Below are 19,583 nucleotides of genomic sequence, written 5' to 3' on the forward strand. Positions count from 1 at the left end.
CCATGGTAGTTTGAGACAGCTCCTTTTTTCATCCAGCTACTACACTCTGCCCTTCAGCGACGCATTGATTTGTTTAGCCTCTGCCACAGCCCGCTAGAACGCCCTCGGCTTGCTACCTTCACCGATCATATTGCCTGCAAACGGCATCTCGACCATGGAAAGGACACACTGGAATTACTGAATAGTTTAGGATACCAGACCTACCATAAACAGGTAAATGGATATTAGACCTTATTGTTTGAATATGATATTTTCAAAAAATATGTATAAATTTGTTATTTTTTCGAGGTGAACCATAACAATGGCATGAATAATATTTTTTATACATATTAGAGAGGAAGATAATCAATGTCTCTTATTAAAGGCATTAACATTGTAGCTGAAACGGGTGAAAAACAAAGTTATGTAGTTGCTGGTGCAATCCTTTCGTGTAGCTTCGGTGATAAGTTTAATAGGTTAAAAATGCCTTTCAGTCATGGCGTATACATTAAAGGAAAGCCACAGATGAACATTATGGATTACGTCCCAAATGTAAACATCATGCCGTTTGGAAAATGCAGTAGTTTAGCAAATCCAGCTGTGGCATCAGCTACAGCTGCTAACAACGGGGTATTAACACCTCAACCTTGTACACCTATGACAACAATGCCTTGGATAGACGGAAAAACTGATGTTCTTGTCGAAGGACATCCTGCTCTATTAAACAAATGCACAAACTGCTGTCTGTATGCTGGCATAATTAAAATTGAGGATGATGGACAAGCGTTGAGTCTCACTGTGAGCAAGCAAGCTAAACCAGTGAATAGTAGAGATGAAGTAGGAACCATACTTACTAAGGGAAGTCCACTGTCTGAAACGAATAGCTTGATCCCAAGTGTAGGTACTGTGCAAAACAATAAAAGCAATAACTGGAATCAAAAAATAGCGGCAAATTGGACAATTAATGAACTGATGGAAAAGGAAAAGGAAGCAACATCAGAGGAGAAGCGTCAGGAATATGCAAGGAAGGCTGAAAATTTACGGCAACGGTTGCGTGATTCTGGTGTACCAGAAGATCAAATCTTACAAGCTACTTCTTCATACATACCAAATAATCAAGTTATGGAAATAGCCCAAGCAAATGTAGAGAAGAGAATAAAAGATGATCCTCTTGGTTTTGGACTAATAACAAAGGGTTATCAAGGTGGAATCTTAATTGGTAGTTTATTAAGCAAAAAGTCTCGTCGTACAAGTGGAGTATCAAATAATAAGGCATCAACATTGGAAAGAAACAGGGAAAATGGTAAACTATTCGAGAAGGAACTTGAGAAAAAATTAGAGGAAAAACAAAACGTTGCTGGACAAGTTACCATAAAAACTCATAGTGGAACAAAAACCAGAGTAGATTTTATTGGAACAGATAAAGAAACTGGAGAAATTAAAATAACAGAAGGAAAATCGTCCAAAACTGCACCACTTACGAAAAATCAAAAAAAAGCTTTTCCCGAAATCGAAACAGATGGTGGTGTAGTAGTCGGGAAAGGTAAGCCACCGTTTACAAAAGGAACCAGGATTCCACCTACCAAAATTGATATCATACGACCACAAGACTTACTTAATTTATTTCGAAAAGGGAAGAAGGATGATTAAATGGGTATCCGTGATTTAGATAGAATAGATAAAATTGGTACAGATAAAGAAACAGGGCATGTTGTTTTAACGATAGTTGATAAGAGTGATTGGACAGATGAAATGCAACATCTTTATGATCTACAAGAAAAGATAAATGTCTATCTGTCATACATTGAAAGTGGTGAGATGTATAGCGACTTTCCCGAATATAACGGCTGTGAAATTGACATCTTGCTTTGCTCTCAATACGAAATTCCATTAAAAGGTTTAGGATTTCTACATAAAGTAGCAGAGGTTGTCCGAAATGCAGGCTACCATTTAAAATGCATGGAATGGGATCCCGAAGGCGAGGAAAACTGGAAGGTTATTTTCTGATGACCCCATAACTTCATAACATGTATTTTTGATATTGGACGAATAAACAACGTCCTTTTTTGTTACCTAGATACAGAAGAGTTTATCAAAATTTTGAATAAACGTGAAAACGATGCTTCGAGTGTCAGGCTTAAAAAGTAGCCACTGGCGGGCATGAGTTCATGTGATTGGACGATGGGGAAGTTCTGCGACAGCCCCTTGATCCGCTACTGATCGCCGCCAGTGGTGATGATGTAAGGTATTTTTGCCGAGTGACTCCTTAAACGCATTGCGTTTGTCGCGCAAACTTTGCGACTAGCGCAATGCGTATTTTTTCATATGGCCAGACATGCCGTACCAGCCCTTATTCCATTCCAGACCCTGTAGACTGTACAGATTTATTGCGGAAAAAGCTATAGTACACCCACCCCGCGTTGATGAACAAAAAGGCGCTCGTCATGAAAAACACGCCGTTGATGCTCACATACCCGGCCATAAAGCCGCCGATCATCGGTCCGAGCATGCTCCCGATGCTGACGAAGCTGTTGTTGTAGCCGTAGACCCGGCTGACCATATGGGCAGGTGTTGCGCGGCGCAGCAGCGCATTGACCGAAGGCAGCAAGCCGCCTAGCGACAGCCCGAGTAAAAAGCGCAAGACGACCAGTTGCCACACCGTCCAGACCAGCCCTTGCGGAATAAAGAGCAAGGCCGCCGCAAGCAAGGCGAACAACAGCACTTTTTGCGAGCCGAAGCGGTCCCCCAGCCGTCCCAACTGCGGAGAGGCAAACACATTCGCTATCCCCATCGCCGCCTGGACTATTCCCGCCCACAGCGCGACCTTCTCCCCTTCCGAGCTGAGCAACTGTGAGATATAGATCGGCAAGACAGGCACGATGCTGAACAGCGCAAACTGGATCATCACGGTTACAAAAAAGAGTGCCGGCAGCTCTTTGGACGAGAAGATCATCTGAAAATCTTCCTTCAAGCTGGAGCGGTCCTTTTTTTCGGGCGGAACAAACTTCTCTTTTACCGTAAACGTAATGACCAAAGTCGCGAGCAGCAGCATGCTGCCTGTAATGACGAAGATCATGCGGAAGCCGATTCTCTCCGCCAGCACTCCGCCAAAAAGCGGCCCCATGATTGTGCCTGCCGTGACAAACGACTGCAACAATCCTTGTGCCCAGCCGATCTTCTCTTTCGGCACCGAGGAAGCTACAAGGGCCGTGCTGGCCGGGATGATGCCGCCGACAAGCCCGTTAATCAGGCGCAGCGCCAAAAGCTGCCAGAGGCTTCCGGCAAAGCCCGTCAACGCAACGGTGATCGACATGAAGTAGCCGGAGCGCAAAATCATGATTTTGCGCCCGTGCTTGTCAGCCAGATTGCCCCAGATCGGGGACACAAGACCTGCCGTCAAAAAGTTGGCCCCGAAAATAATTCCCGCCCACGCCGTCACCTGGTGCGGGTCGTCAATCCCGAAGTCTTGCTGAATGTAGAGCGGCAAAAACGGCATAATCATGCTCATCGCGACCATGACGACAAACAGCGATCCACACAGCACGTATAAATTGCGTCGCCATATCTCCATCAGATTTCCTCCATTCCCCCTGGTCAATCACCTAGCGGGCCTGCTTCAGGCGCTGTTCCAAAGTCCTGGACGCTCCACAGGCTATGGTAGACTCCTTTTTGCGCAAGCAGTTCTTCGTGCTTGCCTTGCTCCACAATCTGTCCCTCGCGCATGACGACGATTTTGTCCGCATGAGTAATCGTGGACAGGCGATGCGCCACGATGAGCGTCGTCCGGCCTTTCGTCAGGCGTGCCAGCGACTCCTGAATCATGTGCTCCGACTCCAGGTCAAGCGCGGAGGTCGCCTCGTCCAAAATGAGAATCCCCGGATTGCGCAGAAAAACGCGTGCGATGGCAATCCGCTGCTTTTGCCCCCCAGACAGCTTCACGCCACGTTCACCCAGCTCTGTGTCGTAGCCCTGGGGCAGTTCGCTAATAAATTCATGCGCGTTGGCAGCGCGTGCCGCTTCCTCAACAGCCTGCTGATCGGCATCGGGATTCCCCATCAAAATATTGATTTTGGCAGATTCACTAAACAAAATATTGTCTTGCTGAACCAATCCGATATGATGGCGCAAATTTTGCTGCTTCAGATCGCGAATATCAATGCCATCGATTGTAATCCGCCCTTCTGTCACGTCCCAAAAACGCGGCAACAGACTAATCAGGGATGACTTGCCGCCGCCAGACATCCCGACAATGGCGACAGTCTCGCCCGGCTTTATCGTCAGGTTGACGTCCTGCAAAACGAGGGGGCCGTCTTCCCGGTAGCGAAACGAAACATTTTCAAAGCGAATTTCCCCCCGGATACGTCCCGTCGCCGGATCAACAGGCAGCTCGCCAGCGTGGGGACTGTCCACGATGTCATAGGACTCATCGAGAAACTCGAACATCCTGTCCATCGAGGCGATCGCTTGCGTCAGCACGGTGCTGGAGTTGACCAGACGCCGCAGCGGCGTGTACAGACGCTCCAAATAGGCGTAAAACGCCACCAAAGTCCCTACACTCATGCTGCCGCCGATCACCTGGTAGCCGGCATAGGCGATGACGAGCAACGGCGCAATATCCGTGACCGTATTGACGACAGAAAACGTCCGCGCATTCCAGCGCGTATGCTCCAGCGCTTTGTCCAGAAACTGGTTGTTTTCCTTGGCAAAACCTTTGCTCTCGTGATTTTCCAGCGCAAAGCTGCGGATCAGCGACATGCCGTTCACGCGCTCGTACAAATAGCCTTGCAGCCGAGCCAACGCCGCAGAGCGCTCCTTCGTCAGCTGGCGCAGCCTTTTGTAAAAGTATTTGACGGAAAAACTGTACAACGGAAACACGACGATGGCGACAATGGTCAGCTCTACATCCATGGAAAACATAATAAAAAGCGTCAGCCCGATCGTAATCAAATCGAGCCACAGATTCATCAGCCCGGTTTCCACAAAGCTTTTCGTGGATTCCACATCGTTAATGACCCGGGAAATGACCTCGCCCGTCTTCGTGTTGTTGTAGTAGCGCATCGAAAGACGCTGCAAATGGACATACAGCTGATTGCGAATATCAAACAATATTTTGCTGGCCACCCACTGCGCGAAATACTGGCGTATGTACTCGACAGGCGCACGCACCACTGTAAATAGCAAAAAGGCGGCAAGCATCAGCCAGAAAAGCTGCGTCAGCTTTTCCTCGCGGGGCAACGGGCTGGGCAGCAGGTCGTCAATCACGTATTTGATGAGAAGCGGCAGAACAAGCGGTATGGAAAATTTGATAATGCCTATGAATATGGTGCCCAATATTTGTTTCCAATAAGGCATGACATATGCCAAATAGCGGCGTATGCTCAACCAGCATACCTCCTTTACATAGAAACTTGGCTGTGCCCGATTCGTTCAGGCACAGCCAAATTTGCACGTATGCGATCGTGCTTCGTCTTATTCGATTTTCACACAGTACACAGGACAAGGAAATCCCTCCCCCGAATTACGGGAAAGGGATTATTCCGCATCGTCTCGCACTAAAAGATACCGTTCGTACCAGCGTTGCACAAAGCCGTTCTGAAAAGGGCCGCGGCGCGCTCTTACCCAATCCAGCACTTCTCGCAGCGCTGTCTGTACTTTTTCCACGACAAACGGAGGGTAGTTCATCTGTTTGCTGTGCAACAGAAACTCCTCTTCATCAAGAATCGAGTAAGTCATGTCGGGAAACACCTTTACATCGAGATCATAGTCTATGTAGCTGAGCAGTTGCCCCTTCAGGCTGAATGGCGAACCAATGTTGCAGTAATAGTAAATGCCGTCGTCGCGAATCATGGCAATGGTATTGAACCACTGCCCCCGGCCGAATGTACAAATGGCCGGCTCGCGCGTGCGCCACTCCCGCCCGTCTGCTTCTGTCACTTTGACCCGATCATTTCCCCCAATCACCACCGCATCACTGGTATGGATCAGCGTGGATTTGTCCCAGATGCGGTGCAGTGAATGGTCGTGTTTATAGCTTTCAATGCGGATAGTGGAGCCCGGAGTTGGTGACATGACTCTCCCCTTTCTTCTCTTCTCTATTTGAATGGGGACAAGCCTCCTTTTAGGAAGAGAGCTTTTTGGAAAGCGTAACAAATTTTTGTACTTCATAGCCAAGCGAAAGGTAAAACGGAAGGACTTCCGGATTCGCCTGATTGACCATAATCAGGACGTTGTTGACGCCTCGCTGTTTGAAGCGCTTCTCGATGGCAGCCACGAGTTGGCGGCCAATACCGGTGCCTTGCATCTCGGGAAGAACAGCCAGTCGGTAAAAATAGGCGCGTGTCCCGTCGATGGTGCCGACCACGACCCCTACAACTCTGCCGTCTTTTTCTGCCACCATAACCAAATCGCTGTCCCATGCCAACTGTTGGGCCAAATCGTTCAACGACTCCGTGTCCGATTGGTCCAAACCCGTCTGTTGCCAGATACTTGTGATAGCCGAATAGTCACCGAGCCGAAACGGACGAATCAGCATACGTTGCCTCCTTCGTAACCTTCTTCCTCTATTGTACAACACATGGACAACTTTGTCTTGTGTAGTGAGACGTTAAAGTCGCCAACTCCTGGGAACCGCATCCACCCAGACTAGGTCAAAAGAGAAATGCCGCCATCCACAATCAAGGTTTGTCCGCGTACCATCCAGGCTTTGTCGGAGATCAAAAACATAACCGCATTCGCCAAATCTTCCGGCTCAACAATCCGTCCTGCCGGTGTGCGTTGTGCGGAGCTGCTGAGCAACTCTTCGCGATTCGGGAAGTGCTTGAGTGCATCTGTATCGACAGCGCCGCCGGAAACAGCATTGACAACGATATTGTGCGGTGCCAGCTCGACTGCCAAATAGCGCGTGATCGCTTCTACAGCCGCCTTGGAGACACCAACCGCAGTGTAGTTGTCCAGCACGCGGATGGAACCAAGGCTGGAGAGGCTGACGATTTTCCCGCCGTTTCCGCCTTTTATCATCAGTTTTGCCGCTTCTTGCGCACAGAACAACAGGGCTTTGCTGTTAATTTCCATCGTCCAGTCCCAATGACTTTCTTCCAGTTCCATCAACGGGCGCAGAACGCCGGAAGCCGCGTTGTTGACAAGAACGTCCAGACGACCGAACTCCCGGTCGATTTCCGCGAACAGTTCCTTGATTTTCTCTACGTCACCTACGTTTGCTTTGACCAGGTGTACGCGCGCTCCCTTTGCTTCCAGCTCAGCAGCGGTTTCTCGCGCGGCAGAACGGTTGCGCAAATAGTTCAAAACCAGATCGTAGCCTTGTTCAGCCAACTGCAACGCAATCGCTTTGCCGATCCCGCGCGTTCCGCCAGTCACCAACGCCACTTTTTTTGTCGTATTCATAAAAGCAATGCCTCCTACACACCAACTATTAATAGCAGGTACTAATAAGTCAAAATCACCTTTTCATTATACAACTCCCCTCCTGCTTTTGCTACCGGGAGCAAAAATCTCCTTTTGACTTAGCCTTGCCGCAAACAGCCGTACTTAACACGCGAAAGCCTGCCGAGCGGGGCTGGATGAGCCGCCAGACCCGCTTCACGCTTGAGCGCATATTGCGAAAAAAACCCGGCTGCAAGGCAGACAAGCAGTCTCTTGCACCGGGTTTTTTGCCTTTAAATCTTGAATTTGCCGATCTGATCCTGGAGACCTTCTGCCAATCGCTCCAGAGACATCGCGGAGGACGCGATTTCTTCCATGGACGCGAGCTGCTCCTCTGCTGCTGCGGATACGCTCTGTGTGCCGTCCGAAGCCTGCATGGTCACATCGGAAATATGGTTGATTAGCTCGACGACAAGCTGGGTCTGCTCGGAAATGTCTTGCGAGGCCTGGGAAACCTGGCCGATTTTAAGCGCCACGTCTTCGACCGCAGACTGGATTTGTTCAAACGAATGTCCAGCCTCGTACACTTTTTCGATTCCCTCCGTCACTTCCCGCTTGCTCTTTTCCATGACCTCAACGGCAAGGTCTGTCTCCTGCTGGATCGCCGCAATCAATTGGCTGATCTGCTCAGCCGACGCAGAGGACTGCTCAGCCAGTTTTCTCACCTCGTCTGCTACGACCGCAAATCCGCGGCCGGACTCGCCTGCCCGCGCCGCCTCGATGGCCGCATTCAGCGCCAGCAAATTGGTCTGGCTTGCAATCGTGGTAATGACATCGACAATTTTTCCGATTTCCTGCGAGCGTCCTCCCAGGCTGTCCACGACTTTTGCCAGAGTCAGGATCGATTCGCTGGAAGCTGTCATTTGCTGCACCGCCGCTTGTACAGAGCGGTTTCCTTCTGCCGCAACGGCTGCTGTCTTTCTTGCCGTCTCGGATACTTCCTGCGTATAGTTGGCAATCTGGTTGATCCGCTGCGACATTTGTCCGACTGCCTCGGTGCTCTTTTGGGTATGCGACACTTGCTGCTCTGTCCCTGTCGCCATGTCCTGCATCGTCGTTGCAATCTGCTCGGTTGCCTTGCTCGTCTGGTCTGCGCTTGCCGAAAGCTGCTCGGCGGATGCAGCCAGCTGCTGGACAGAATCATTTACAGAGTAAAGCAGGGAACGCAGCGATTGAGCCATATGGTTGAACGAATTGCCCAGCACGCCAAGCTCATCCTGGCTTCTGACTTCCACCTGCTGGGTGACATCACCCTGGCTCATTTTTTCCGACGCGATTGTCAACTGCCGCAGCGGGCGCAATAACGAGCGCAAAATGCTGAACACGATACCCGCTCCGACGGCGAGTGTGATCGCAATGACCAGGATCGTTCTGGAAAAGATCGGGCTTGCGGCCGTCTCTGCCTCTGTGCGGTACATGACGCCCATCAGCTTCCAGCCTGTCTGCCCATTGGTGACAAAAGTCGCTTTCGCGTCATTTCCCTCATCACTGAAGCCAAATACCCCCACTGCCTGGGCGTAAAGGTCTTCCACCCACGGCAGCTTCACATCAGAACCTGGAGTTCCTGTCGGATGGATCAGCAGCTTGCGGTTTGCATCGAGAATGGATAAGTATCCTTTGCTGCCGATTTTTGCTTGCTTCACGGTTTCATTGAGTGAGGTCAACTGAATGTCGATTGCAAGAACGCCAGAGCGATCAGACAAAGCTTTGGCCAAACCTACGATGACATTGCCCGTAACGTCATCAATATAAGGATCAGTAATGATTGTCTTGTCTGGCTGAGCCATTGCGTCCTGGTACCAGGGGCGTTTACGCGGATCGAAGCCGGCAGACAGCTTGGCGTCTGTCGACATCAACATCTTGCCGTTTTCCTCTCCGATGTACACCTCTCCTATATCCGGATGCAGCTTGTGGAAGGTTTGCAGCTTTGTGCGAGTCAGGCTTCTCATCTCTTCCGTCAGCTGATCTCTTCCGACCTCTGCGGCAATCAGCTTCAAATCGCGTGATTGAGCCTCCAGCGTCCGATCCAAAAGCTCGTCCACCAAGCGAACGTTCTCGGCGGCTGTCATCAGCAGTTGCTCCTCCAGACGGTCCTTGGCGCTCTGATAGGAGAGCAGGCCAAGTGTGAGCACAGGAATAGTCAAGATGAGTGAGAACGATGCAATCAGCTTTGCTCGAACCGTCAGTCTTGGCAATTTCATCCTAATTCATCACCTTTTTCGCATATTTCTCATGTCTGATATACTTACCCACTATACCACGCTGACTAAACTAATAATCGCACATCACTTTACCTTTTATTATATTTTATTATTTTCAGAATTGACTTACTTCAGAAAATAGGTAAAAAGTGCTTTACAACAAGAAAAAAATGTCATATCCTAAGGCTATGTTTTACGACACTACTACTATTCAAAGGAAGGAGGCTACAACATGATGACTGCACTTGCTTTTTCAACTGCATTCACTGATCGTCTGTTCGTTGCCAAAACTGCATATAGCAACGCCTCCTGGGCCGGCGAATTGTAGATGAATTCGTGTCTTTCGCATTCTCTTTCGTCAATTACCAGACCATGGGCGTTGTGGCTTGTGGTCTTTCGTTTTCTTTGTGACGCCAAAAGACCGCAGGCAGTAAGCCCGTGGTCTTTTTCTTGGCGATGCATATCCATTTTTTTCCATATTGAGAGGAGGTGATTTGACATGGTACTGAACTTCTTGTTTTTCACTGTCAAGATCGAGCGCAAACAGGTTAGCCGAAAACAACGCCAGGCAGCTTATGCCCGCGCCCGCTATCTGGAAGAACGCGCTGAGGCTCACGCTTTTGAAGCCGCACAATTGGTTAGCCGCATCTAGTTTTTTGCATGTCACATTCTACACTGGGAGGGATGTTTTTATGAAAAACAGACAAAGACGTCAGATGATGAGATTCACAGGAGTCAAAGCGATAGACGGAGGCTGACTGCACGACAAAAAAGGAATGGGAGGTGGACCTTCATGTACATTCCAATGATTTTCTTCACGATTATCATCGAGAAACGGGAACTGACCCCTGAGCAGCGTGAAAAACGGTATTTGCAGCAAAAAGCGATCGCTGAATGGGAAGAGCAGAAGCATCAGATTGCGATGCAGTTTCCGGAATTCCTCTACCGATAAACCACACGATCACATCCAGGAAGATCATGCCCGTTGCGGCGTGGTCTTCTTTTTTTGAAAAACATACCAGGCGCAAGCCGCCTGCGCCTGCTTGGAAAATGTACAAAAAAGCTGCCGGGAGAACCTCGACAGCCTTTTCAAAAGTGGTACGCTATTTCGTTTGTTTCCCGAGCAGCTCACGAATTTTGTGGTGGGCCATCGGGAACGTGTACGCATCCAGCTCGTTCCAGGCGGCAAAGCGTGCATGGCCCGGCAGCTCGCCGCCCTCAATCCAGTCGCAGGACCAGACCTGCATGTTCCACTGCAGATGGGAAAAAACGTGCTGCACCGCGCCGAGCGGCTCCAGCACCTCGATGTCGATTCCGAATCGTTCGCTGATGCCACGCGCCAGCGCCTCTGCTTTGGCCGTATTGTTTTGCTGCTCTGTTTCCACCATGGGAAACTCCCACATGCCTGCCAAAAGCCCTTGATCGGGGCGTTTGTTAATCAGCACCTTGCCGTCGCGTTCGATGATCGCCACTTGCAGATCGACAGGACGGGGCGGTTTCGCCTTGCCCTTGATCGGCAGTTCCTCCTGCACGCCTTCCCGTCGGGCGATACAGTAATCGAACACCGGACAGGTCAGGCACTGCGGTGTACGCGGCACGCAGACCATCGCCCCCAGCTCCATCAGCGCCTGGTTGAAATCACCCGCACGGCCTTCCGGGATCACCTGACGCACAAGATGCTCGATCTTGATGCGGGTAGCGGGCTTCGCGATGTCATCCGTCAAGTACAGCAGACGGGAAAAGACGCGCATGACGTTCCCGTCCACGGCAGGCTCCGGCTTTTCGTAGGCAATGCTTAAAATCGCCCCCGCCGTGTACGGCCCCACGCCTTTTAACGTGGCGATTTCCTCCGGCGTGTCCGGCACGACTCCCCCGTAGCGAGCCGTCACCTCGCGCGCTGCCGCCTGCAGATTGCGGGCGCGGGAATAGTAGCCAAGTCCTTCCCACGCTTTTAACACTTCCTCTTCTGGTGCATTTGCCAAATCAACAACCGTCGGAAATTTCTCCATGAAATTCGCATAATAAGGCTTAACGGTCTCTACCCTCGTCTGCTGCAGCATGATTTCCGACACCCACACCCGATACGGGTCGCGATTGATCCGCCACGGCAGATCGCGCTTTTGCGAGTCGTACCAGGCCAGCAAATCCTGGGAAAAGCCGAACACGTGAAACTCTTCGGGGAGAGTGTACCGCAAGCCGGTTTCTTTTTTCCTTGCCATTTCGTTGTCGTCTTGCTCCTTTTATTGTGGTAGCCCGGCTGGACGAAACGCCCAGACGTGCAGCTTGTCCGCTCCGCCCGCTACGCAGTCGCAAAACGCGCGGTCTGCCAAACGGTGTGCCTTGATTTTCTCGTATTCGCGCACGGTCGCAACCTCAAAGGCTTCGACAAACAAGCCCGGCTGATCCAGTCCCTCCATACAGCGGTACTGGCGCGCGCCCAACGCCTCCATGCTCTCAGCCATGGAGGCGAGCAGTTGCAGGGCCTGCGCCCGTTTTTCCGGTTGCAGCTTGTATTCGATAAACACGGTTAGCATGCGACATGTCCCTCCTTGATCTTTTCATCATACCCTGTTTGCAAAAGCGGTAACAAGCTCACAATTTTTTTCAGCAGAAAAGGGAATTATGTCGCCTCACACGCTATAATAAACAATAACGACAGCCTGGAAGGAAAGGAGGATGACAACGATTCCATGGATACTGCCACACACTTTGCCATGGGCTTCGGATTGGCCGGGCTCGCCTACCTTGATCCCGTCGTAGCTTCTTCTCCCTCGCTTGCCGAAGCCGTCATGATCGGTACGGTCATCGGTTCGCAAGCACCCGATCTGGATGGGTTGGTCCGCCTCCGCGGCACGGCTGCCTATATACGCAACCATCGGGGCGTTTCTCACTCCGTACCAGCCTTGTTTTTATGGACAGGAGCCATTTTTGTGCTCATTCAGGCATTGATGCCGCAGACCTCCTGGCTGCATCTGCTGGGCTGGATCTTTCTGGCCGTCTGTCTGCACGTTTTCGTCGATTTGTTCAATTCCTATGGAACGAAGGGATTCTATCCGTTTCGCGATAAATGGGTCGCCCTCAACGCCATTTTCATTTTTGACCCGTTCATTTTTGCCGCACACCTCGTCGGCTTCATGCTCTGGGCAGCGGGCGCACACCCCGGACGAAGCTTTCTCTTGATTTACCTCGTAATCGCCGTGTACTACTACTGGCGCATCCAGGTGCAAAAACGGACGACAGAGCTGGTGCGCGCACGCATCGGCAAGCCTGGCATGTACACGATTATCCCTACCCTTTCCTGGACGCACTGGACGTTTGTCGCCAAAACCGAGCAGCACTGGTACGTGGGCGAAGTGCACTCCGGCGACGTAGTCATTTTGGACACTTTCTCCATCAAGCCGGAAACCGAAGTGATCGCGGCTGCCAAAAAAAGCAGCAAGGTCCAATCCTTCCTCTCCTTCACGCACCACGTTCACGTAGAAACGAAGGAACGCCCCTTCGGCTACGAGGTAAAATGGATTGACCTGCGCTACCGCTCCCGTTTTCAAGGAAAAAGCCACTACATGTTCGTTGCCGTCGTCCATCTGGACTACGAATTGAATATCCGGGACTCCTTTGTCGGCTGGATTCACCGCGGAGAGGAACAGCTCGCCAAAAAGCTGGACTCCAAGCGACAACCCGGATAGCCCGCAAGACAAGACTGACAACCGCTCTTTTTGGAAAAGGGCGGTTTTTTTGCATCTGACCTGCTCATTTTGCTAGAAATTGCACCTTTTTACCAAGTCAAAAACCGACTACGATCAAGCTACACCAAAAAACGCTGAGCTGTCAGACTGGAGGGGTTTACATGATACCAATTCGCTATTCCAAACGCACGATTACAGACCAGGAGCAGATCAATCAGTTTTTGCAGCAGGCCAAAGTCGGTCATCTCGGGCTGGCCAATGAACGCGAGCCGTATGTGTTGCCGCTCAATTTTGCCTGGTGGAACGGCTGTATTTACTTTCACGGCGCGGACTCCGGTCGCAAGGTCGAGATGATTAACGCCAACAGCCGGGCCTGCTTCAGCGTCTGCGAAGAGTACGGCACGATCGCTGCGCCTGTGCCTGCCCATGTGGATACGGCGTACATGAGCGTCTTTCTGTCGGGGACGATTGAACGCGTGCAGGAGCCGTCCGAAATGCGCGATGCGATGCAGGCGCTGCTGGACAAATACGTGCCCGGCTACTTTTCCGAGCCGCTGTCTATGCAGCACGTGCTCAAATACCGCTCGTCCATGGGCAGCACGACCGCCATTTTCCGCATCACGCCGGAGACGCTCACGGCCAAAGGCAACCCGCTTTCTGAGGAAAAGCTTTTTTATCCGGGACGCAAAGTGGAAATGGACGTATAGCGCCATTAAACGCATGAGCAAAGCAAAAACGACACGCCCCTTTTCGCAGGTACGTGTCGTTTTCGCATTCAGTGGTCGCTCGCTGCTCCGGCCGTCTGCCTTAGCGGTTGTACGGAGCAGACATGCCTGTTGCAATCGCAAGCCGGTTCCAGCTATTGATCGTGTTGATCGCCATTAACAGGTTGACGTACTCTTTCTCGTCAAAATGTTTTCGCACTTGCTCGTAGAGGGCATCGGAAACGCCACCCTTCGAAATCTCCGTCACTGCCTCGGTCAAGGCCAGAACCGCCCGCTCCGCTTCCGTATAGACAGCAGCCTCGCGCCAGACGTTCAGCAGGTAGATGCGCTGCTCTGTCTCGCCAAGCTTGCGCGCATCCTGTGTATGCATATCCAGACAAAAGGCGCATCCGTTGATTTGCGAGGCGCGAATTTTTATCAGCTCGATCAGCTTCTTGTCGAGCCCGCACTCGTGAACGAATTTCTCCAGTTGCAGCATGGTTTGGAACGCTTGGGGGTCGGCTTGGCGGTAGTTGAATCTTGCTTGCATGTTTATCTTTCCTTTCCACTCGAATTTGGTCTTTCAACCTCAAAGACGAGTGGCCTCCCGATTTTGTGACCGATTGCGGCAGGTTATTTTTGCAGATGAGCCAATTTTTCCGGATTGACGATCATGTACATCCGTTCGATCCGGTCTTTCTCCTGACTCAGACGGAGCTGAATGGTCACTTTCAACTCGCCTTGCGAATAAACCGCGATGCCATCCTCCCCGTTGATGGAGCGTATCTCGATCGCGGAATGATCTGCCCATTTCGGCCAGACGCCGAGCCAGAACGCCGCCACCCGCTTGCCGGAAAAAATCGGACGCAGGGCCGCTCTGGCTTTTCCGCCGCCGTCGCTGATGAGGACGGCATCTTCTGTCAGCAATTGCACCAAAGCCGTGGCGTCCGCTCGGGAAATCGCTTGGATCAGCTGCTCGATGAGCTTGCGCGACCGGGCAGGCACCGTGTTTTGCGGCAAGCCCGATGCTTTCAGCCTTTGCTGGGCGCGACTGTACAGCTTGCGGCAGCTCGCCTCTGTTTTGTCCAGCATCTCCGCAATCGCGCGATACTCCAGGTCTAGCGCCGTCCGAAGCACATAGACGGCACGCTCAGCTGGAGAGAGCGTGTCCAGCAAGACGAGCAGGCTGTACGATACCGACTCCTCTGCGATGACCGCATGCAACGGATCATGGGCCCCGCGATCGTCAAACAGCGGCTCGGGCAGCCATTCTCCCACGTACTGCTCACGCTTCCAGCGGGCTGATTTCAACGTGTCCAGGCAGCGGTTTGTCACGGCTTTGCACAAATAGCTTTTCACATGCAAAATATCGTTGATGTTGGCATCAGCCAGGGCGACAAACGTTTCCTGCACGATGTCCTCTGCTTCCGCCACAGAGCCCGTCATCTGGTAAGCGAGCGAAAACATCAGGCCTTTGTACTTACGGTAAACTTGCTCCATGCTCTCCTTCATTTATCTGGCTTCACCAAACTTCCAGATCGTATGGCTCAGGCTGCCGTAGCGAAAGCTCATGTGCAGCCGCTGCGCTGTTTGCTCATCGTCTGCTGCTCCCATCACGTACACGAGCGGTACAAAATGCTCGCTTCCGTATACAGGCACCGCTTTTTCCGCATGCGGCGCCAGCTCGCGATAACGCGCCAAATCCTCGACCTTCCACGCGGTCAACGTCTGTTGCAGCCAGTCTTCAAACTGCAAGGCCCAGTCGAAGGTGCCTTCCGATGTCTCGCGCATGTTGAGGTAGGAAAAGTTATGGATCGTGCCGCCAGACCCGACTATCAGCACGTCTTTTTGCCGCAGAGGGCTGAGTGCCTTGCCGATCATGTACTGCTGCATGACCGTCAGATTCGGATTGACGGACATAGCCACGACAGGCACATCCGCTTGCGGGAAAATGTGGCGCAGCACGACCCAATGTCCGTGATCGAGCCCTCTCGTCGTGTTCAGGCCGACAGGCACGCCTGCGTCGCGCAGCAGTTGCACCGCCTCCCGGGCAATCGCTTCGTCGCCTTTTGCCGGGTACTGAATCTCGTACAGCTCTTGCGGAAAGCCGCCAAAGTCGTGAATCGTCGGAAACGTCTCCATCGTCCCCACCAACTGGTCAAAAGCTTCCCAGTGAGCGGAAAACATCACGATCGCGCGCGGACGGCGCGGCAGTTGGCTGGCCAGTTGATTCAATGCCTGTGTATAGGAATTGTTTTCAATCGCAAGCAGTGGAGCGCCATGGGCAACGAACAAAGATGGCATCATGGGCAAAAACCCCCTCTATATTTTTTAAACCAGGTTACTTTTCGTAAGTATTATAACCGATCTTTGCCCGTATTACTATCCTGTGGAAAAAATTAAGCATGCACACCCGAAGCTTTGCGCGATGCGTCGACACAGTAGCAGTATTGCGCTTTTTGACACGAGAAAAAGGCTTGTCGCCCCCAAAAGATGCAACAAGCCTTTATGATGGCAAAAAGCCAAGATTACTTCGCAGCGGCAAAACGCTTGCTTACTTCATCCCAGTTTACTACGTTCCAGAATGCGTTGATGTAGTCAGGGCGTTTGTTTTGGTAGCGCAGGTAGTAAGCATGCTCCCAAACGTCCAGGCCAAGGATAGGCGTTTTGCCTTCCATGATTGGGCTGTCCTGGTTAGGAGTGGAGGAGATTGCTACCTTGCCGCCTTCAGCAGTCAGCCAAGCCCAGCCGGAGCCGAAACGGGTAGTTGCCGCTTTTGCAAATTCAGCCTTGAAGTTGTCGAAGCTGCCAAAAGCCGCGTTGATCGCGTCAGCCAGTTCACCAGTTGGTTGGCCGCCGCCGTTCGGGCTCAGGATTTCCCAGAACAGGGAGTGGTTTGCATGTCCGCCACCGTTGTTGCGAACTGCAGTGCGGATGGACTCAGGCAAAGCGTCGAGATTGCTAATCAGCTCTTCTACGCTTTTTTGTTGCAGTTCAGGATGTGCTTCCAGAGCTGCGTTCAGGTTGTTCACATAAGTAGCATGGTGGCGTCCGTGGTGGATCTCCATGGTTTGCGCGTCGATATGAGGTTCCAGTGCGTCATGTGCATAAGGCAATGCAGGAAGTTGATGTGCCATTGTAACATTCCTCCTCAAAATATGTATAGGTCAAGCTACGCCCTTATTATACTGCAAGACACCCACTTTTACAACAAATCGGTATGCAAAGTATATTAATCTAGCAACACATTTTCAACGATTTCCAGCTTGCAATCAAAAGGGAGAGTGCTAGACTTGGATTATTACATACTTGGAGAATCAGGTGATTTCATGGAAATGGACTTCGTGACAGTATTATTTCTCGCTTTCTTCGGATTTGTCGCCGCTTTCATCGACAGCACGGTCGGCGGCGGCGGTCTGATCTCCCTGCCTGCCCTGCTCGGTCTGGGCATGCCGCCTTATTTGGCGCTCGGCACCAACAAGCTGGCCGGGACGATCTCTTCTGCGACCAGCTCGTTCACCTTTATCCGCTCAGGCAAATACGACAAGAAGATGATGCTCATTCTCTTCCCGGTTTCGCTCGTGGGCGCTTATTTCGGAGCCAAAACGGTGCTGTTCGTTCCCCAGGAGTTGCTGAAGGTGCTCGTCATCGTGATGATGGCGCTTATTTTTGTCTATACCTTGTTCAACAAACGGTTCGGTCAAGACTCCAACTACAAAGGGATGACCAGGTTTACCCTTGGCCTTGGCATTCCTTTTACCTTTTTGATCGGATTTTACGATGGCTTCTTCGGACCGGGTACCGGTTCTTTTTTCGTGTTTTTGATGGTGCTGCTGTTCGGCTATGATTTCGTGATCGCGGCAGGAAACGGCCGGATTTTGAATCTGGCCAGCAACATCTCTGCGCTGTTCGTCTTTTGTGTGGAGGGCAAAGTCATTTTTCTGACCGGGCTTGTCATGGGGGTGGCCATGCTGCTCGGTGCCAGCATCGGCGCCAAAGTCGCCATCAAGACCGGGGTCCGCTACGTCCGCCCGCTGTTTTTGATCGTGTCGATTACCCTGATTACCAAAATGATTTACGAACTGATTTTTACCCATTAAAAAAGGGCACCAGCCGGATTTCTTGCATGGCGATCCGGCTTTTTCATGCCCCAAAACAAAAAGCCTGGCAAAAGCCAAGCTCCCCTACTCTTCTTTTCCTTTTCGTTGCTTCATGCGCAATATGATGCCGTCGATGAGAAGACCGATACCCGCTCCGTAAAAAGGTGCTGCGAATCGGATTCCTTCCCCTATAGGCAAATCTTTCAAATACACGATCAAGACTCCCGCAATAAAACCGATCATCGTGTAGCGCAGACGGGTCGGTCCCATCACGACACCCCCTTCGCACTACTTTCCGAATTTATTTGGCATTTTCATATTTTTCATGGTACGACTCATTTGTTTCAGCTGTTTTTGGTTAAGATTCATCCCCATAGAACGGGCCATGGCTTGCAGCTGTTTTTCGTCCATCTGCATGTTGGACAATTGTTTTTTCAAGTAATAGGTGCCTCCGGCAAAACCGCCCACGAGGCCGAGTAACAGTGTAACGATCGGGATTACCCAGTTGTACCAAGCCATCAATACATTACCATCCTCTTTGCGTAGTTACGAACTCTTTCATTGTACCATAGATGGGCATTCTGTACATGGCAACACGCGAAATTGATGAGACTGCCCCAAGCCATCTTGGCCAACTTGCGCATATTCTGACAACAAGAGGTGAAGCACAAATGGCTCCTATTCTGATCGTGGACGCCGGCCACGGTGGACTTGATCCTGGCGGCGGCAACAATACGCTGTTTCTCGAAAAGGATATGACTCTGCAAATTTCTTTGTATCAGTTCAATCGCTTCAAGGAACTGAACATTCCGGTCGCGATGACGCGAACAAACGATACGACGCTTTCCAGCGATGCGCGGGCAGCGCTTGTGCGAAACAGCGGGGCCCGCTACTGTATATCCAACCATGTCAACGCAGGTGGCGGCCGAGGCTCCGAGGTCATTTACTCGATCTATGGCACCGCTACCTTTCCCGGCATCATCCAGAAGGAGCTGGCAGCGGAGGGAATGCCCAATCGCCGGATTTTCACCCGGACGCTCCCGAACAATTCCAATCTGGATTACTACTTCATGCACAGGGAAACCGGCAGTGTCGAAACCGTGATTATTGAGTACGGCTTCGCCGACAACCCGCTGGATACCGACAAGCTCGCCAAGGATTGGAAAAAGCTCGCCGAAGCGGTCGTCCGCGCTTTTTGCGAATACACCAAACAGCCTTACCGTCCTCCGGCCACACCAACACTTGCTCCGACCCAGGCCCCTACTCCCGCTCCCACCCCTTCGCCAACAGCCAGCCCTGGAAACGGAGGTGGCGGAACGTTGCCGGATTGGAAGCAGGAAGGTATCGACTGGTTGTTTGAGCAGGGGCTTTTAACCAGCGAAGATTGGCGCAGCCAGGCTGACAAGCCTCTGCCGCTCTGGGCCGAGGCCATCATCCTGAAGCGCCTGTACGAGTTGTTGAAAAAATAAAATA

21 protein-coding genes and 1 pseudogene are annotated in these 19,583 nt (G+C 51.4%); 8 read left to right on the plus strand and 14 right to left on the minus strand.

Annotation, left to right across the window (positions count from 1 at the left end; all coding sequences use genetic code 11):
* Positions 1–348: 348 nt before the first annotated feature.
* Together EDM57_RS23755 and EDM57_RS12590 are read left to right on the plus strand one after the other, a co-directional pair.
* Positions 349–768: pseudogene (locus tag EDM57_RS23755) on the plus strand (DUF4280 domain-containing protein); the annotation flags it as partial.
* 861 nt (positions 769–1,629) lie between these two features.
* Complete coding sequence (locus tag EDM57_RS12590) at positions 1,630–1,986, plus strand: DUF6572 domain-containing protein (protein ID WP_122905098.1); 357 nt, start codon at positions 1,630–1,632, stop codon at positions 1,984–1,986.
* A 343-nt stretch (positions 1,987–2,329) separates the two neighbouring features.
* On the opposite strand, the gene EDM57_RS12595 is transcribed toward EDM57_RS12590, so the two are convergent.
* The 6 genes from EDM57_RS12595 to EDM57_RS12620 form a co-directional block, all read right to left on the minus strand.
* Positions 2,330–3,550: an MFS transporter gene (locus tag EDM57_RS12595; RefSeq protein ID WP_122905099.1), complete on the minus strand. Its 1,221-nt coding sequence runs from the start codon at positions 3,548–3,550 to the stop codon at positions 2,330–2,332.
* 23 nt (positions 3,551–3,573) lie between these two features.
* The gene (locus tag EDM57_RS12600; RefSeq protein WP_122905100.1) at positions 3,574–5,361 is read right to left on the minus strand and encodes an ABC transporter ATP-binding protein; all 1,788 of its coding nucleotides are present in this window, start codon (positions 5,359–5,361) and stop codon (positions 3,574–3,576) included.
* Between the two features lie 150 nt (positions 5,362–5,511).
* Positions 5,512–6,048, minus strand: coding sequence for a DUF402 domain-containing protein (locus EDM57_RS12605; RefSeq protein WP_122905101.1), 537 nt, complete (start codon positions 6,046–6,048; stop codon positions 5,512–5,514).
* 49 nt (positions 6,049–6,097) lie between these two features.
* Positions 6,098–6,511, minus strand: coding sequence for a GNAT family N-acetyltransferase (locus EDM57_RS12610; RefSeq protein WP_122905102.1), 414 nt, complete (start codon positions 6,509–6,511; stop codon positions 6,098–6,100).
* A 110-nt stretch (positions 6,512–6,621) separates the two neighbouring features.
* The gene (gene fabL, locus EDM57_RS12615; protein ID WP_122905103.1) at positions 6,622–7,380 is read right to left on the minus strand and encodes an enoyl-[acyl-carrier-protein] reductase FabL; all 759 of its coding nucleotides are present in this window, start codon (positions 7,378–7,380) and stop codon (positions 6,622–6,624) included.
* Positions 7,381–7,652: 272 nt separating this feature from the next.
* Positions 7,653–9,620 (minus strand): methyl-accepting chemotaxis protein, encoded by a 1,968-nt coding sequence (locus tag EDM57_RS12620; protein WP_122905104.1) that lies wholly within the window; start codon positions 9,618–9,620, stop codon positions 7,653–7,655.
* A gap of 499 nt (positions 9,621–10,119) precedes the next feature.
* Between EDM57_RS12620 and EDM57_RS23335 the strand changes: the two genes are divergently transcribed.
* Together EDM57_RS23335 and EDM57_RS12630 are read left to right on the plus strand one after the other, a co-directional pair.
* Positions 10,120–10,272, plus strand: a complete 153-nt coding sequence (locus EDM57_RS23335; RefSeq protein WP_170163446.1) for a hypothetical protein — start codon at positions 10,120–10,122, stop codon at positions 10,270–10,272.
* 141 nt (positions 10,273–10,413) lie between these two features.
* Positions 10,414–10,572, plus strand: coding sequence for a YrzI family protein (locus EDM57_RS12630; protein ID WP_122905106.1), 159 nt, complete (start codon positions 10,414–10,416; stop codon positions 10,570–10,572).
* 151 nt (positions 10,573–10,723) lie between these two features.
* Here EDM57_RS12630 and mutY read toward each other — a convergent pair whose 3' ends face one another.
* Together mutY and EDM57_RS12640 are read right to left on the minus strand one after the other, a co-directional pair.
* The gene (gene mutY, locus EDM57_RS12635) at positions 10,724–11,839 is read right to left on the minus strand and encodes an A/G-specific adenine glycosylase (protein WP_122905107.1); all 1,116 of its coding nucleotides are present in this window, start codon (positions 11,837–11,839) and stop codon (positions 10,724–10,726) included.
* 21 nt (positions 11,840–11,860) lie between these two features.
* Entirely contained in the window at positions 11,861–12,154 is a 294-nt protein-coding gene (locus EDM57_RS12640; RefSeq protein WP_122905108.1) for an MFS transporter, read from the minus strand.
* Positions 12,155–12,310: 156 nt separating this feature from the next.
* On the opposite strand from EDM57_RS12640, the gene EDM57_RS12645 reads away from it, so the two are divergent.
* The gene (locus EDM57_RS12645; protein ID WP_122905109.1) at positions 12,311–13,306 is read left to right on the plus strand and encodes a metal-dependent hydrolase; all 996 of its coding nucleotides are present in this window, start codon (positions 12,311–12,313) and stop codon (positions 13,304–13,306) included.
* 161 nt (positions 13,307–13,467) lie between these two features.
* Complete coding sequence (locus EDM57_RS12650) at positions 13,468–14,013, plus strand: pyridoxamine 5'-phosphate oxidase family protein (protein WP_122905110.1); 546 nt, start codon at positions 13,468–13,470, stop codon at positions 14,011–14,013.
* Between the two features lie 100 nt (positions 14,014–14,113).
* Here EDM57_RS12650 and EDM57_RS12655 read toward each other — a convergent pair whose 3' ends face one another.
* The 4 genes from EDM57_RS12655 to EDM57_RS12670 form a co-directional block, all read right to left on the minus strand.
* The gene (locus EDM57_RS12655) at positions 14,114–14,560 is read right to left on the minus strand and encodes a carboxymuconolactone decarboxylase family protein (RefSeq protein WP_122905111.1); all 447 of its coding nucleotides are present in this window, start codon (positions 14,558–14,560) and stop codon (positions 14,114–14,116) included.
* A gap of 83 nt (positions 14,561–14,643) precedes the next feature.
* Positions 14,644–15,510, minus strand: coding sequence for an RNA polymerase sigma factor SigJ (gene sigJ / locus EDM57_RS12660; protein WP_246005802.1), 867 nt, complete (start codon positions 15,508–15,510; stop codon positions 14,644–14,646).
* Between the two features lie 12 nt (positions 15,511–15,522).
* Positions 15,523–16,317, minus strand: a complete 795-nt coding sequence (locus tag EDM57_RS12665; protein WP_122905113.1) for a dioxygenase family protein — start codon at positions 16,315–16,317, stop codon at positions 15,523–15,525.
* Positions 16,318–16,538: 221 nt separating this feature from the next.
* The gene (locus EDM57_RS12670) at positions 16,539–17,147 is read right to left on the minus strand and encodes a superoxide dismutase (protein ID WP_122905114.1); all 609 of its coding nucleotides are present in this window, start codon (positions 17,145–17,147) and stop codon (positions 16,539–16,541) included.
* Between the two features lie 192 nt (positions 17,148–17,339).
* On the opposite strand from EDM57_RS12670, the gene EDM57_RS12675 reads away from it, so the two are divergent.
* Positions 17,340–18,110: a TSUP family transporter gene (locus EDM57_RS12675; protein WP_122905115.1), complete on the plus strand. Its 771-nt coding sequence runs from the start codon at positions 17,340–17,342 to the stop codon at positions 18,108–18,110.
* Positions 18,111–18,194: 84 nt separating this feature from the next.
* On the opposite strand, the gene EDM57_RS12680 is transcribed toward EDM57_RS12675, so the two are convergent.
* A complete protein-coding gene (locus EDM57_RS12680; RefSeq protein ID WP_122905116.1) occupies positions 18,195–18,380 on the minus strand; it encodes a hypothetical protein in 186 nt (61 codons plus the stop codon).
* A gap of 18 nt (positions 18,381–18,398) precedes the next feature.
* Positions 18,399–18,629 (minus strand): YneF family protein, encoded by a 231-nt coding sequence (locus EDM57_RS12685; protein ID WP_122905117.1) that lies wholly within the window; start codon positions 18,627–18,629, stop codon positions 18,399–18,401.
* Positions 18,630–18,781: 152 nt separating this feature from the next.
* Between EDM57_RS12685 and EDM57_RS12690 the strand changes: the two genes are divergently transcribed.
* Positions 18,782–19,579 (plus strand): N-acetylmuramoyl-L-alanine amidase family protein, encoded by a 798-nt coding sequence (locus EDM57_RS12690; protein ID WP_122905118.1) that lies wholly within the window; start codon positions 18,782–18,784, stop codon positions 19,577–19,579.
* The last annotated feature ends 4 nt before the right edge of the window (positions 19,580–19,583 follow it).

Source organism: Brevibacillus gelatini (genome assembly GCF_003710935.1).
Taxonomy (GTDB): Bacteria; Bacillota; Bacilli; order Brevibacillales; family Brevibacillaceae; genus Brevibacillus; species Brevibacillus gelatini.

What these genes read in the sequence shown, in the direction of transcription:
- EDM57_RS12590 (WP_122905098.1), top strand. Translation starts at nt 1,630, where the DNA reads ATGGGTATCCGTGATTTAGATAGAATAGATAAAATTGGTACAGATAAA.
- EDM57_RS12595 (WP_122905099.1), bottom strand. Translation starts at nt 3,550, where the DNA reads ATGGAGATATGGCGACGCAATTTATACGTGCTGTGTGGATCGCTGTTT.
- EDM57_RS12605 (WP_122905101.1), bottom strand. Translation starts at nt 6,048, where the DNA reads ATGTCACCAACTCCGGGCTCCACTATCCGCATTGAAAGCTATAAACAC.
- EDM57_RS12610 (WP_122905102.1), bottom strand. Translation starts at nt 6,511, where the DNA reads ATGCTGATTCGTCCGTTTCGGCTCGGTGACTATTCGGCTATCACAAGT.
- fabL (WP_122905103.1), bottom strand. Translation starts at nt 7,380, where the DNA reads ATGAATACGACAAAAAAAGTGGCGTTGGTGACTGGCGGAACGCGCGGG.
- EDM57_RS12620 (WP_122905104.1), bottom strand. Translation starts at nt 9,620, where the DNA reads ATGAAATTGCCAAGACTGACGGTTCGAGCAAAGCTGATTGCATCGTTC.
- EDM57_RS23335 (WP_170163446.1), top strand. Translation starts at nt 10,120, where the DNA reads ATGGTACTGAACTTCTTGTTTTTCACTGTCAAGATCGAGCGCAAACAG.
- EDM57_RS12630 (WP_122905106.1), top strand. Translation starts at nt 10,414, where the DNA reads ATGTACATTCCAATGATTTTCTTCACGATTATCATCGAGAAACGGGAA.
- mutY (WP_122905107.1), bottom strand. Translation starts at nt 11,839, where the DNA reads ATGGCAAGGAAAAAAGAAACCGGCTTGCGGTACACTCTCCCCGAAGAG.
- EDM57_RS12640 (WP_122905108.1), bottom strand. Translation starts at nt 12,154, where the DNA reads ATGCTAACCGTGTTTATCGAATACAAGCTGCAACCGGAAAAACGGGCG.
- EDM57_RS12645 (WP_122905109.1), top strand. Translation starts at nt 12,311, where the DNA reads ATGGATACTGCCACACACTTTGCCATGGGCTTCGGATTGGCCGGGCTC.
- EDM57_RS12650 (WP_122905110.1), top strand. Translation starts at nt 13,468, where the DNA reads ATGATACCAATTCGCTATTCCAAACGCACGATTACAGACCAGGAGCAG.
- EDM57_RS12655 (WP_122905111.1), bottom strand. Translation starts at nt 14,560, where the DNA reads ATGCAAGCAAGATTCAACTACCGCCAAGCCGACCCCCAAGCGTTCCAA.
- sigJ (WP_246005802.1), bottom strand. Translation starts at nt 15,510, where the DNA reads ATGGAGCAAGTTTACCGTAAGTACAAAGGCCTGATGTTTTCGCTCGCT.
- EDM57_RS12665 (WP_122905113.1), bottom strand. Translation starts at nt 16,317, where the DNA reads ATGATGCCATCTTTGTTCGTTGCCCATGGCGCTCCACTGCTTGCGATT.
- EDM57_RS12670 (WP_122905114.1), bottom strand. Translation starts at nt 17,147, where the DNA reads ATGGCACATCAACTTCCTGCATTGCCTTATGCACATGACGCACTGGAA.
- EDM57_RS12675 (WP_122905115.1), top strand. Translation starts at nt 17,340, where the DNA reads ATGGAAATGGACTTCGTGACAGTATTATTTCTCGCTTTCTTCGGATTT.
- EDM57_RS12680 (WP_122905116.1), bottom strand. Translation starts at nt 18,380, where the DNA reads ATGGGACCGACCCGTCTGCGCTACACGATGATCGGTTTTATTGCGGGA.
- EDM57_RS12685 (WP_122905117.1), bottom strand. Translation starts at nt 18,629, where the DNA reads ATGGCTTGGTACAACTGGGTAATCCCGATCGTTACACTGTTACTCGGC.
- EDM57_RS12690 (WP_122905118.1), top strand. Translation starts at nt 18,782, where the DNA reads ATGGCTCCTATTCTGATCGTGGACGCCGGCCACGGTGGACTTGATCCT.